At 53.0% G+C, this 13,298-nt stretch carries 9 protein-coding genes; all 9 read left to right on the forward strand.

Annotation, left to right across the window (positions count from 1 at the left end):
- The first annotated feature begins 95 nt into the window (after positions 1-95).
- On the forward strand, positions 96-746 hold the full coding sequence (locus tag EIZ48_RS12705; RefSeq protein WP_160651882.1) for a TetR/AcrR family transcriptional regulator: 651 nt from the start codon (positions 96-98) through the stop codon (positions 744-746).
- Positions 736-2,106: an efflux RND transporter periplasmic adaptor subunit gene (locus EIZ48_RS12710; protein WP_160652076.1), complete on the forward strand. Its 1,371-nt coding sequence runs from the start codon at positions 736-738 to the stop codon at positions 2,104-2,106. Before EIZ48_RS12705 ends, EIZ48_RS12710 begins: the two co-directional genes overlap by 11 nt.
- On the forward strand, positions 2,103-5,225 hold the full coding sequence (locus EIZ48_RS12715) for an efflux RND transporter permease subunit (RefSeq protein WP_160651884.1): 3,123 nt from the start codon (positions 2,103-2,105) through the stop codon (positions 5,223-5,225). Before EIZ48_RS12710 ends, EIZ48_RS12715 begins: the two co-directional genes overlap by 4 nt.
- A gap of 177 nt (positions 5,226-5,402) precedes the next feature.
- Complete coding sequence (locus EIZ48_RS12720) at positions 5,403-5,912, forward strand: phosphatase PAP2 family protein (RefSeq protein WP_160651886.1); 510 nt, start codon at positions 5,403-5,405, stop codon at positions 5,910-5,912.
- On the forward strand, positions 5,909-7,021 hold the full coding sequence (locus EIZ48_RS12725) for an MJ1255/VC2487 family glycosyltransferase (protein ID WP_160651889.1): 1,113 nt from the start codon (positions 5,909-5,911) through the stop codon (positions 7,019-7,021). The genes EIZ48_RS12720 and EIZ48_RS12725 overlap by 4 nt, the downstream gene beginning before the upstream one ends.
- A 346-nt stretch (positions 7,022-7,367) precedes the next feature.
- Positions 7,368-8,324: a transcriptional regulator LeuO gene (leuO, locus tag EIZ48_RS12730; protein ID WP_160651892.1), complete on the forward strand. Its 957-nt coding sequence runs from the start codon at positions 7,368-7,370 to the stop codon at positions 8,322-8,324.
- A gap of 270 nt (positions 8,325-8,594) precedes the next feature.
- Positions 8,595-10,427 (forward strand): AMP-dependent synthetase/ligase, encoded by a 1,833-nt coding sequence (locus tag EIZ48_RS12735; RefSeq protein WP_160651895.1) that lies wholly within the window; start codon positions 8,595-8,597, stop codon positions 10,425-10,427.
- A 603-nt stretch (positions 10,428-11,030) separates the two neighbouring features.
- Positions 11,031-12,749 carry an acetolactate synthase 3 large subunit gene (locus EIZ48_RS12740; protein ID WP_160651898.1) on the forward strand — a complete coding sequence of 573 codons (1,719 nt, stop codon included), beginning with the start codon at positions 11,031-11,033 and terminating at the stop codon, positions 12,747-12,749.
- Positions 12,749-13,246 carry an acetolactate synthase small subunit gene (gene ilvN / locus EIZ48_RS12745; protein ID WP_075763546.1) on the forward strand — a complete coding sequence of 166 codons (498 nt, stop codon included), beginning with the start codon at positions 12,749-12,751 and terminating at the stop codon, positions 13,244-13,246. Before EIZ48_RS12740 ends, ilvN begins: the two co-directional genes overlap by 1 nt.
- Positions 13,247-13,298 lie beyond the last annotated feature (52 nt).

Genomic DNA, 13,298 nt, shown 5'->3' on the forward strand with positions numbered 1-13,298 from the left:
TTAATTTGGTGTGAATAAATTCGTTACAGCCAAGGCAGAAGTATGAAGTAGATTATTAATCAGGTGATTAATTAACATGAGCGATAGAAGGCATTATGTCGGGAAAAGCAGGTCGCCCCAGCGGGGATTCTGATGCGCGGGAGAGGTTGATAACAGAGGCGAGAAAGCTTTTTGTCGCTCTTCCCTACAGCAAAGTATCGACCCGGATGATTGCGTCCCGGGCTGATGTCAATGTGGCGTTGATCCGTTATTACTTCGGGAACAAGGCTGGCCTGTTCGAGACCATGTTACGTGAAACACTGGAGCCGATCCGTGCCCAGTTAAAGCGGGTGATCAGTGTCGGCGATGTGGATAGTGTGGGCGATCTGATGCGGACCTATTACCGGATCATGGCACCAAGTCCTGATCTACCGAAATTGATTGTACGTACGATGATGATGGAGCCCGGAGACTTGCAGCGGCGTTCCATGGAAAAGATTTTCAGTGAAATTGCGTTTCCGGCAGAAGATTTAATGTTGGAGCAGATGAGCCGTGCCGGAATATTACGCGATGATGTGTCGCCGAAAAAGGCAAGGATGACCTTTATCAGCATGATGGTCTTTCCGTTTCTGGCCCCGCCGGCTCTGCTTGGGCTGCAAGGGATTGAATTAAATGAAGAGTGGCTGATGGAACTTGCTGATCACAATGTCGATGTGTTGCTTCACGGTATTTTAGCGCAGGGGGGCCGTACCAATGATGAAGCTTAATAGAAAACTATTGATTCTGCCGGCGATACTGGTTGGTGTGGCCGTGTTGGCGCTGGCGATTAATCTGCGCTCGACCCCGGCAGTGAAGCCGGTGTTGAACAAGGCGCGGCCTGTCGATGTGATTAGCCTGCAGCAACTGCCCCTGGCCCCTGTGGTCACCGGGTTTGGCCGGGTGAAACCCAAAGTGGAGTGGCAGGCCATTGCCGAGGTGTCCGGCAAAGTGGTATATCGTCATCCCGGGCTGGAAAAAGGCCGGGTGTTGGATGCCGGTACGACCTTGCTGAAAATTGATCCCCTGGATTACGAACTCCGTCTGGCCCAGGCCGAAGCGGATGTCAGTTCAAGTCAGGCTCAGCTAGCCAAGTTGGCCCAGGAAGAACAGAACCTGAAATTGACGCTGAAGATTGAGAAAAACCGGTTGGCTATCAGCCAAAAAGAACTGACCCGCAAGAAAGAGCTGCGTGGCAAGGGATTAACCTCGCAGTCTGCTGTCGATTTAGAGTTGCAAAATACTCTCGCCAGCCAGAAGGTGGTTCAGGATATCGAGAATCAGCTGATTGTGCTGCCGAATGAACGCAAAGTCACCGTTGCACAGCTGGAAGTTAACCAGTCTCGGGTTGCCGAGGCCAGGCGCTCGCTGGAGAAAACCGTGATCACTCTGCCGGTGGATGCCCGGATCTCCAGTGTCGATATCGAGCAGGATCAGGTCGTCAATGCCCAGCAAAGTATGGTAATTGCCCACGGGATCGACACCGTGGAAATCGATGCCCAGGTTGCGCTCCATGATATGCAGGTACTGGCATCGAGCCTGACCCAGTATACGGCACATGCCGATGGTCGTCCGCGGGCTGATCAGCTGGATCTGACGGCGAGTATCCAGCTCTCCAGCGGTAGCTTCTTGCAACAATGGCCAGCAAAGGTTACCCGGATCAGTGATACCGTCAGTGCCAATCAGGCCACGGTCGGGGTGATCCTCGAGGTGGATCAGGATTACAGTCAGCTTTCCCCGGAAGATGCGCCGCCATTGGTCAACGGCATGTTTGTCGAGGCGCGTTTGTCTGGTCAGGATAATGCCCACTGGGTGATCCCGGAGCGGGCACTGCATGGTGATAATATTTACCTGGTTGCAGAGAACAATACGTTGCAGATCCAGCCGGTTACCGTGCTGTTCCGCCGGGCTGGCAAGGTTGCTATCGCGGGTGAGCTTTCATCCCGGCAGCTGCTTGTGGTCAATGATCTGCTGCCGGCGGTCTCCGGCATGGCACTTCAGGTGGTTACTCGCAATGGCCTGGCAGTGACAGAGACGAGTCAGCAAGACAGTGACGGGGCAAGCCAGAAGGATGAGGAGCCTGCGTTATGATCCGTTATTTTTCTCGTCATCCGACAGCAGCCAACCTGTTGATGCTGGCCCTGCTGATTTTCGGCCTGGTCTCCCTGCCGCAGATCAAGCGGGAAACGTTTCCTGAATTCTCGCCGCCTTACATTATTGCTTCAGTCGTGTATCCGGGGGCTTCGCCGCAGGAAGTCGAAGAGAGCATCTGTATGCGGATGGAAGATGCGGTCGATGGGTTGGCGAATATCGAGGAGACCCGCTGTGAGGCAGTAGAGGGTTCGGCTTCGTTGGTCCTCAAGCTAACCAGTAGTGATGTGGTGTCGCGGATGCTGGTGGATGTCCAGACCCAAATTAACGCCATCAATGACTTCCCGACGCAAATCGAATCACCGATAGTCCGCGAGCTGGACTGGAACGAGCCCGTCGTTGATGTGGCTATCAGTGCCGATACCAGCTGGCCGCACCTGAAGGCCTACGCCGAGCAGCTGAAACGTAAGCTGAAGCTGGATTACGGGGTGTCACTGGTTGAAGTGGCCGGTTTCTCCGATCACCAGCTCCGGGTGGAGCTGAAAGAAGCCCCGCTGCGCCAGTTGGGCCTCAGTGTCGGTGATATTGCCGATCGTCTGTCCCGCCAGAACTTGAAGCTTCCCAGCGGTAACATAGAGCTGGCGGAGAAAAACCTGTTGATCCGGTTCGATGAGCAGAAGATCACTCCGGACACGCTGGCCAGCACCGTGATCGGTGCCGACAGCGACGGTGCCCTGCTGCGGCTGGGAGATATTGCAACCATTACCGACCGGTTCGAGCTGGATGAACAAAAAGTGCTGTTCGACGGCCAGCCGTCGGCGCTGCTGAAGATCAGCAAGAACAAGGCAGATGATGCCTTGCGGATCAAAGAGCGGGTGGTGCAGTTTGTCGAGGATGAGAACCAAATCGCCCCGACCGGCGTCACGCTTAACCTGACCAATGATATCTCCTCGGTCTTGTGGGATCGCCTGACCATGATGGTGAAAAATGGCTGGCAGGGGGTGGTGCTGGTATTTGCTACCATGTGGCTGTTTTTCACTTTCCGCTATTCGTTCTGGGTAGCCGCCGGGTTGCCGGTGGCCTTTCTGGGCAGCCTGTTCCTGATGGCTGGCCTTGGTTTGTCGATTAACATCATGTCGTTGGTCGCTCTGCTTATGGCGATTGGTATCATGATGGATGATGCCATCGTGATTGCTGAATCGATTGCTGCCCACCTCGAGCGAGGGCTGACGATCCCCGATGCCGTCTCTGAAGGGGTAAAGAAAGTCTTCCCCGGAGTGCTTTCCTCTTATCTCACAACAGTATGTATCTTTGGTAGCTTGTTGTTTTTGGAAGGGGAAATGGGGGCCGTTCTCAAGGTGGTACCTATGGTGCTGATCCTGGTGCTGACCATCAGCCTGGTTGAAGCTTTCCTTATCCTGCCTAACCACCTGAGCCATTCGCTGCAAAAGCAGCAGGCAAGAGGCAGGCATGAGCGGCCGCCGCTGGCATTCAAGGCCCGTTTTCTCAAGCGCTTTGAGACATTCCGTCACAACCAGTTGGTGACTGCGGTAGATGCCGTGGTGCGCTGGCGCTACCTGTTTCTGGGCAGCGTGATTGCGATGCTGTTGATTTCTTTCTCCCTGCTTGCCGGCGGCGCGCTGAAGTTTGTCGGCTTCCCTGAGCTTGACGGTGATATTGCCGAAGCCCGGGTGATCCTGCCGCCGGGAGCGTCATTGGCCCAGACCGAACTGGTGGTCGATGAAATCATCACGGCCGCTGAAAAGCTTAACCGTGAGTGGAGTGACGAGCGGGAAGGCGGGCAGAAGCTGGTCGAGCATATTACTGCGCAATATAACTTCAATGCCGATGCTGATGAAAACGGCCCGCATGTCGCCACGGTAAGGCTGGATATGCTGGGCGCTGAATCGCGCAATAGCCTGATCGATGAGTTTATTGCTGCCTGGCGTGAGGAAGTCGGGGTGATTGCTGCGCCGGTGTCCATGGTCTTCAAGCAGCCGATGGTCGGGCCGGGTGGCCGGGCGGTCGAGATTCGGATGCAGCATGACGATCTTGAGATGCTCAAGGGCGCTTCGATTGAACTGCAGCAGTTTCTGAATGAGTTTGATGGTGTATCCGGTGTGCTGGATGACATGCGGATGGGCAAGCAGGAGGTACTGGTCAAACTGCGCCCGGGGGCCGAAAGCTTCGGCATTGACGGCCAGATGATAGCGTCTCAGCTGCGGGCGGCCTACTTTGGCCAGACTGCTGATGAAATTCAGATTGGCCCAGAGAATATCGAGGTCGAGGTGCGCTTTGACAAGCAGGAAGCGGCCAACCTCCAGACGCTGGCAAGCTTCCCGGTGATCCTGGGCGATGGCAGCCAGATCCCGCTAGCCTCGATTGCCGTGTTGGAATATCAGCGTAACTTTGTCCGTATTCAGCGGATCAACGGGGTCCGGACGCTGAGTGTGTTTGCCGATCTTGATAGCAGCAAGATCAGCTCGACAGAAATTACCCGCCAGTTCCGTAATCGCCTGATGCCCGAGTTGCAGCAAGCATATCCGGGCCTGCGGTTTGATTTTGAAGGCGAGGCCAAAGATACGGCGCAAACCGGTCAGTCGATGGGGATTGGTTTTATGCTGGGTATCTTCGGGGTGTTTGTGATCCTCAGCTACCAGTTCCGAAGCTACCTGGAGCCGTTCGTGGTGTTGCTGGCGATCCCGCTGGCCCTGATTGGCGTTTTCTGGGGGCACTGGTTACTGGGCTTTGCCCTGAGCATGCCCAGTATCATGGGCTTCGTTTCCCTTGCCGGGGTCGTCGTCAATGACTCTATCTTGCTGGTGCAGTATATCCGCCACCATGTCGATGATGGTGACAGCGTGCATGATGCCGTGGTGAAAGCGAGCCGGGAGCGTTTTCGTGCCGTGTTCCTGACGTCCCTGACGACGGCGGCCGGGTTGCTGCCGCTGCTGCTGGAAACCAGCCTGCAGGCACAGGTGATCCAGCCGCTGGTAATATCAATCGTATTCGGGATCTTTACCTCGACCCTGCTGGTGCTGTTTATGATCCCGGCGGCCTACGCCATTCTTGCCGATTTCAATCTGGTGCGAAAGCACGAGGAACTTGTGCCGGCCTAGACCGGTATTGCCATCGCACTCACAAACGGGACCTGTTGGTCCCGTTTTTTTATTGTCTGCTGTCTGGTCTGGCTTTCACACTGGCGTGCTTTGTCATTGAGCCTCCTTGAAAACGTCACGGCATTGTCATCTCGCTTTTTTAGTCTGGCGATAAATTAATCAGTAAAGGACTCAATGATGGCCGTTCTCGCACCGATACAGCGTTTTGATAACGCCTTTTCTACTCTTTGCCTGTGTCATCGGTTTAATTATCAGGTGGCAGCTATGAGCCGGGCGGTTTCTCGTTCGGGAGACGGCCCGCTGTATGCCGTTTTCGGCATGACGGTATGGCTGGCCGACGAACAGCAAGGCAGTCAGGTGCTCGTTCTCGGTTTGCTGGTATTTCTGATCGAGCTGCCGGTTTATTGGTTGCTTAAAAACGCATTCAAGCGCAGTCGGCCCAGTCACCTGCCGAGCTTTATCAAACCCTCCGATAAATACAGTTTGCCCTCCGGACACACGGCTGCCGCGTTCATCATGGCCTCGCTTATCTCGGCGTTTTATCCGGCAGTGGCATGGCTCGTGTGGCCATGGGCGGCACTTGTCGGTTTGTCCCGGGTACTGCTCGGGGTGCATTTTATCAGTGATATTGTGGCGGGCGCATTGCTCGGACTGATCTGCTTCGATTTCGTTCAGGGGGCATTATGAAGATTCTTTACGGCGTACAGGGTACCGGCAATGGTCATATTTCACGGGCCCGGGAAATGGCACGGGCCTTTAGCCAGCTAGATGTCGAGGTGGACTACCTGTTCTCCGGCAGGCCGCCGGAGCACTACTTTGATATGGCCTGTTTCGGGAACTATCAGACTCGTCGCGGTCTGACCTTCGTGACTGAAAATGGCCAGCTCAACCAATGGAAAACCGTGACGCAAAATCACCCGGCCAAGTTCCTGCAGGATGTAAAGGTCTTGGATTTGAGCCGGTATGATGTCGTACTGAATGATTTTGAGCCGGTGACAGCATGGGCGGCTAAGCGGCAAAAGGTACATAGCATCGGGATCAGCCACCAAAGCGCTTTCCTGCACCCGGTTCCCAAGAAGGGTGAAGGATGGAGCGATCGCCTGATCACCCGCAATTTTGCCCCGACCTCACAGCAGCTAGGGCTGCACTGGCACCACTTCGGACATATGATCCTGCCGCCCATAGTGCCGCCAACCCATAGTAGCCAGATCCGCAATGACGGCAGTGTATTGGTCTATTTGCCCTTTGAAGAGCTGGGCAAGGTATTGGCATTGTTATCGCGTTTCTCCCAGCAGCACTTTTATTGCTATCACCCTGCCGCCACCGACGATCAGGAGCTGGAAAATATCAGTATCAGGGCATTGAGCCGGGAAAGCTTTCATTACCGTTTGCAACGCTGCGCCGGGGTAATTGCCAATGGCGGTTTCGAGCTGCCGTCTGAAGCCATCGGGTTGGGAAAAAAATTATTGCTAAAGCCATTACAGGGGCAGTACGAACAGCAGAGCAACGTGGCAACGCTGGAGCAAATGGGACTGGCGATGTCGATGGTCCATCTTGACCCTGCTGCTGTTCGTCTGTGGCTGGACACAGACGCGGCCGGGAAGGTCAAAATTCCCGATGTTGCCCAGGCGATCGCACGCTGGGTGATTGCCGGTGATTGGTATAACTGTGATGAATTATGGCGGCGGCTCTGGCAGCAGGTTGAGTTTCCTGATTTGGTGCATGATTTAATGGTCGAGTTTGACTCATCTCAGGAAGTCGAGAAGGGTATATTTTCAATCACTGGGACTTATTGATAAGTCGTAAAGTGGCTTTTTTAGTTGAATGGATGCGGTGATTAATTGCTCAATAAGGCGTCATTTTTTGCTTATAATTACGCCTTTATTTAATTTATAGAGATTTTATAACTTTTTATATCTGGCTTAAGGTGTTGATTTTGTTTGGTTTGTATTCTGAATTTTAGTGTTTGCTTATAAGTCTTTACATTTGCTGAGTTTCGCCTATTGGTTTCGTCAATCTATTTGAATAATACTGGCCGCATCCCGAAAAGGGGGGACAGTGGTAGGAGCAGAGGAGATGCTCTTTTATTCAGCGGTGGCATAACGGATTTTGCCCCAAATTTAATTCAAGTAGAGGCAAAATATGACGCGAAAAACTTCATCTATTCATCCGACTGATAGCTATAGAATGGAGTCAAATCTAAGAAGTGTTGACCTTAACCTTCTGACTGTATTTGATGCGGTGATGCAAGAGCAAAACATTACCCGTGCTGCCCATAATCTGGGTATGTCGCAGCCTGCGGTAAGTAACGCTGTGGCGCGTCTGAAAGTGATGTTCAATGATGAGTTGTTTATCCGTCATGGCCGTGGGATCCAGCCAACCCAACGTGCGAAGCAGTTGTTTGGTCCGGTGCGTCAGGCGCTCCAGTTGGTAAAAAATGAACTGCCGTCTTCTATCTTTTCACCAGAGACGTCAAACCGTACTTTCAAGCTGGCGATTTGCAGCCCGTCGGACATGCGCTTTGCCCCGCGTATTTTAACTAACGTGGCCGAGCAGGCACCTAACCTGCGTATGCAGCTAGAAGCCGAACTGGATGCTGAACTTGCCCAGAAGATGCGCTATCAGGAAGTTGACTTTGTGATTGACTATGTACGCTTTGACGAGCCGGGTTTTTGCAGCACCGAGCTGTTCAGTGACGAACTGGTTGTGATTGCGGCCGGTAACCACCCGCGTATTGGCGATACGATCACCGAGGCTGAGTTTGCGGCAGAGAAACACGCGGTGCTGAAGTCGATTCCGGGCGTCAAGCTGTTCGCGGATCATATTTATAACCAGCACAATTCGTACCATGAAGCCTACCAGGGCGCGAGCCTGAGCAACATTATGTATGTGGCTGGCCAGTCTGATTTGATTGCGGTTATGCCGCGTTGGCTGGCGGAGTCGGCTGCCCAGTCGCAGCAGCTGAAAATTCTGCCGCTACCGTTTGAATCGGCGAAAATCTGCGGTTACCTGAGCTGGCATGAATCGTCTCAGAAAGACAAAGGTCATATCTGGATGCGAGATCAACTGCTGAACGTCTGTGGTGACAGCTCGTACTAACCACAATTAACCACTGTTTAAGAAGCCAGCGCCTGCTGGCTTCTTGTGATCGCCGGGCCCCGCCTCCTGCCCGGCGACCATAATTTCTTACATTTTGTATTATTTCTTTTAATAACTCGTATCAGGCCTGTACCGACAGGGATAGGGACTGGGATCGCCACGACATAAAAAATAAAATATACCGCTTTAGAGTTGCCTTTTCTGGTGCCGACTGTAGACTTCGCTATCTCTAATAGGCTTACAGGTGTAAGCCAGAATGGCAGAGTAGTTATGGCTGAACGTGATTTTCATATCGTAAATCGAATTCGTGCCCAGATTGCCCGTTTGGGTGATCGGGTGGCATTGCGTCATCAGGTCGGGGACCAGTGGCAGGATATAAGTTGGACGGAGTTTGGTGAGCAGATCCACCAACTTGCCCTGGCAATGCTTAGCCAGGGGCTGAATGTCCAGGACAAGGTCGGTATTTTCTCCAACAACATGCCGCGCTGGACCATTGCAGATTTTGCTGCCCTCTATAACCGTTGCGTCACCGTGCCTATCTACCCGACCAGCACGCCGCAGCAGGCTGCCTATATCATCAATAATGCCGATGTTCGTATTCTGTTTGTCGGCGAGCAGGCCCAGCATGATGCAGCGTTAGAAATAATCGCAGAATGCCCGCAGCTAGAGCGTATCGTCGTAATGTCTGATGCTGTCGAGCTGGCCGATCATCCTTTAGTTTGTCGCTACCATGACTTTGCTGGCCAGGCTGCTAGCGAAGCCTCTGCTGAGAGCGAAACTGAATTGGCACAGCGCCTCGAACAGGCGGCAATGGACGACCTGCTGACCCTGATCTATACCTCGGGTACCACAGGGACGCCGAAAGGGGTCATGCTGGATTACGCGAACATTGGCTCGCAGCTGGAAGGCCATGATACCAATCTTGCTCTGGATGAGGGGGATACGTCGCTTTGCTTCCTGCCGCTGTCTCATGTATTCGAGCGTGCCTGGACCTTCTACGTACTGCACCGTGGCGGTGTAAACTGCTATCTGTCAGATACCAATAAGCTGAAAGAAACCTTGGTAGACGTGAAACCGAACGTCATGTCTGCGGTACCGCGGGTGTATGAAAAAATCTATTCGGCGGTTCACGATAAGGTGGCGAAAGCGCCTTTCCATCGCAAGGTGATTTTCACCTGGGCGGTGAATATGGGGGCGCGGATGGCCCTGTGTCGTCAGCAGCAGCGTAAACCTTCGCTGATGCTCAAAAAGAGCTACAAGCTGGCGGACAAGCTGGTGCTGTCGAAGCTGCGTGAAATTCTCGGCGGTCAGATCAAGTTTATGCCGTGTGGTGGTGCCAAGCTTGATGCCAGTATCGGCCGTTTCTTCCATGCCATTGGCGTTAACGTCAAGCTGGGCTACGGCATGACCGAAACCACGGCCACTGTTTCCTGCTGGGACGACACCTGTTTTAACCCGGACTCTATCGGGATACCGATGCCGGGCGCCGAGGTCAAGATTGGTGACAATAGCGAAATCCTGGTCCGTGGTCCGATGGTCATGCGCGGTTATTACAAGATGCCGGAAGAGACTGCCAAGAACTTCACGGAAGACGGCTTCCTGAAAACAGGTGATGCCGGTGAGTTCGACGAGGCTGGCAACCTGTTTATCACCGATCGCATCAAGGAGCTGATGAAAACCTCGGGCGGTAAGTATATTGCGCCGCAGGTGATAGAAGGCGCTATTGGTAAAGATCACTTTATCGAGCAGATTGCCGTAATTGCCGATACCCGCAAGTTCGTCTCGGCCCTGATCGTCCCGTGCTTCGAGACGCTGGAAGAGCATGCTCGTGAGCTCAACATCAAATACCAGGATCGCCTTGAACTGGTTAAGCACAGCCAGATCGTGGAGCTGATCGAGAAGCGAGTGGTGGAACTGCAGAAGGACTTGGCCCGCTTCGAACAGGTGAAAAAGTTCACCTTGCTGCCGATAGCATTCTCGATGGACAAGGGAGAGCTGACTCCGACGCAGAAACTGCGCCGTAAGGTGATCCAGGACCGTTATCATCAGGAAATTGAGCGGATGTATGAAGAAAGTCATAAAAAGTCGGTGAGACACCACTGATACCGCCTTGCAACCCTCTGTACAAAGGAGCCTTCGGGCTCCTTTTGTGTTTTATTCGCCCCTGTTATTCCTCTATAGCCGTGGGAACCAAGAGTCGCTGTGCCAAGAGCCCCTGGTTTCGCCTTTATCTTTTCCTTTCCCTTCAGATGAATCTTCTCATTGTTGCATTATATTCAGCCCATGATCTCTATTGCGTAGCTCTCCGGCCGAAGGAAGCTGACGTATTTCACCCTGTTGCAGAGGAATAATGTGAACTGCTTTTAGCCAATAGACTTGATTGATAAAAAAGCGTTACAGTTGTTGCGGGTTACCGTTGTTTGTTATGGCAGGCAGCGGCTCACATAGCATGAAGAAGTAAACATGATTTCAATTTAGGCTAAAAATAAGCCCTAACTATGTTATATCAGCCCGTATAGCTAATTGACGTGGTGTAAACACCTCAAAGTCCGGCCACGATAAGGCGATTGTGCTACCCATACTGTCTCTTTCTGTAAACGCGTCACTGACTCCTGCGGTTTACGGCATTGAACAGGTTACAGTCGCTGGGTTGGGTCCGGAGAATTAGCTATATGGGATGATATACGCGACCTGGAGGCAAGAAATATGGAAATGTTGTCCGGCGCTGACATGATCGTTCGCTCGATGATCGATCAAGGCGTAAAACATATCTTCGGATACCCTGGCGGCTCGGTGCTTGATATCTACGATGCCCTGCATGAGAAAAGCGATATTGAACACGTTCTCGTCCGTCACGAACAGGCTGCAGTACACATGGCCGACGGTTATGCCCGTGCAACGGGTGAAGTCGGGGTGGTGCTGGTTACATCCGGTCCCGGCGCAACCAATGCGGTTACCGGTATTGCGACAGCCTACATGGACTCAATTCCAATGGTGGTTTTTTCCGGCCAGGTAATGAGTAACCTGATCGGCAATGATGCCTTCCAGGAGTGTGACATGGTGGGGATCTCCCGCCCGGTCGTCAAGCACAGCTTCCTTGTTAAAAATCCTGAAGATATCCCGGATATCGTCAAAAAAGCATTCTACATCGCATCCAGCGGCCGACCGGGCCCTGTTGTCATCGATATCCCTAAAGATATGCTGAACCCGGCTGAAACGTATCCCTATAAGTATCCCGAGTCGATCGCGATGCGCTCGTACAATCCGACGACCCAGGGGCACAAAGGGCAGATCAAGCGCGGTGTCAAAGCCTTGCTGGCAGCCAAGAAGCCGGTATTGTATGTCGGTGGCGGGGCCATTATGTCTGACTGCGGCGAGCAGATCCTGAAACTGGCCGAATCGCTGAACATTCCCGTTGTGAATACCCTGATGGGGCTGGGCGCCTTCCCGGGCTCGCACAAGAACTGTCTGGGTATGCTGGGGATGCACGGCACCTATGAAGCCAATATGGCGATGCACAATTCGGATCTGATCTTCGGCATCGGGGTGCGTTTTGATGACCGGACCACCAACAACGTCGAGAAGTACTGCCCTGACGCCACTATCATGCACATTGATATTGATCCGTCTTCGATTTCCAAAACCATTGCGGTGGATATCCCGATTGTCGGCTCGGCTGATACGGTACTTAATAGCATGCTTAAGCTGCTTGATGACCAGAGTGGTACCAGCGATGAGCAGGCGATTGATAGCTGGTGGAGTGAAATTGAGTCCTGGCGTGCTCGCAAGTGTCTGAGCTATAACAAGAACAGCGAGCGGATCAAGCCGCAGGAAGTGATTGAGGTTCTGTATAAGCTGACTGACGGTGATGCCTATGTGGCATCTGATGTTGGCCAGCACCAGATGTTTGCCGCGCTGTACTACCCGTTTGACAAACCACGTCGCTGGATTAACTCCGGCGGTCTGGGCACCATGGGCTTTGGCCTGCCTGCTGCAATGGGCGTGAAGTTTGCGTTGCCGGATGCCGAAGTGGTCTGTGTCACCGGTGATGGCAGTATCCAGATGAACATCCAGGAGCTGTCCACGGCGCTGCAGTATGATATCCCGGTTAAGATCATCAACCTCAACAACCGCTTCCTGGGTATGGTGAAGCAGTGGCAGGATATGATTTACCAAGGACGCCACTCCCATTCCTATATGGACTCCGTACCTGACTTTGCCGCTATTGCCGAGGCCTATGGCCATGTCGGGGTCCGAATTTCTGATCCTAACCAACTGGAAAGCGAGCTGGAAAAAGCGCTGGCGATGAAAGACAAGCTGGTCTTTATCGATATCAGTGTGGACGAGACCGAACATGTGTACCCGATGCTGATTCGTGGGGGTTCAATGAGTGAAATGTGGCTAAGCAAAACGGAGAGAACATAATGCGCAGGATTGTATCAGTACTACTTGAAAATGAATCGGGCGCATTATCACGGGTTGTCGGCCTGTTTTCCCAGCGAGGCTACAACATTGAATCGCTGACGGTCGCACCGACTGATGATCCGACCTTATCCAGGCTGAATATCACCACCAATGTGGAAGACGATGCTGCGCTCGAGCAAATCGAAAAGCAGCTGCACAAATTGATTGATATTCTCAAAGTCAGCAATGTGACCGAAACGGACCATGTCGAGCGTGAGCTGATGCTGGTCAAGGTGAAAGCGAGCGGCTTTGCCCGCGCGGAGGTCAAGCGGACTGCCGATATATTCCGGGGGCAGATTGTCGATGTGACGACCCAGATCTATACCATTCAGCTGGCTGGAACCAGCGACAAGCTGGATGCGTTTATTTCAGCCGTCGCCGAAGCCACTGAAATTGTTGAAGTGGCACGAAGCGGTGTGGTCGGTATTGCTCGCGGAGAGCGGGCACTGAAAGCCTAACGCTCTGAACGACAGTTAGTTGTTTTGTATCAAGCCCGGCTCGGGGATCCTG

The sequence above is a fragment of the Photobacterium alginatilyticum genome, assembly GCF_009910675.1.
GTDB lineage: Bacteria > Pseudomonadota > Gammaproteobacteria > Enterobacterales > Vibrionaceae > Photobacterium > Photobacterium alginatilyticum.

Bases quoted from the DNA above. Each gene is read 5' to 3' on its own strand.
- EIZ48_RS12715 (WP_160651884.1), top strand. From the start codon at position 2,103: ATGATCCGTTATTTTTCTCGTCATCCGACAGCAGCCAACCTGTTGATG.
- EIZ48_RS12710 (WP_160652076.1), top strand. From the start codon at position 736: ATGAAGCTTAATAGAAAACTATTGATTCTGCCGGCGATACTGGTTGGT.
- EIZ48_RS12725 (WP_160651889.1), top strand. From the start codon at position 5,909: ATGAAGATTCTTTACGGCGTACAGGGTACCGGCAATGGTCATATTTCA.
- EIZ48_RS12705 (WP_160651882.1), top strand. From the start codon at position 96: ATGTCGGGAAAAGCAGGTCGCCCCAGCGGGGATTCTGATGCGCGGGAG.
- EIZ48_RS12735 (WP_160651895.1), top strand. From the start codon at position 8,595: ATGGCTGAACGTGATTTTCATATCGTAAATCGAATTCGTGCCCAGATT.
- ilvN (WP_075763546.1), top strand. From the start codon at position 12,749: ATGCGCAGGATTGTATCAGTACTACTTGAAAATGAATCGGGCGCATTA.
- EIZ48_RS12740 (WP_160651898.1), top strand. From the start codon at position 11,031: ATGGAAATGTTGTCCGGCGCTGACATGATCGTTCGCTCGATGATCGAT.
- leuO (WP_160651892.1), top strand. From the start codon at position 7,368: ATGACGCGAAAAACTTCATCTATTCATCCGACTGATAGCTATAGAATG.
- EIZ48_RS12720 (WP_160651886.1), top strand. From the start codon at position 5,403: ATGGCCGTTCTCGCACCGATACAGCGTTTTGATAACGCCTTTTCTACT.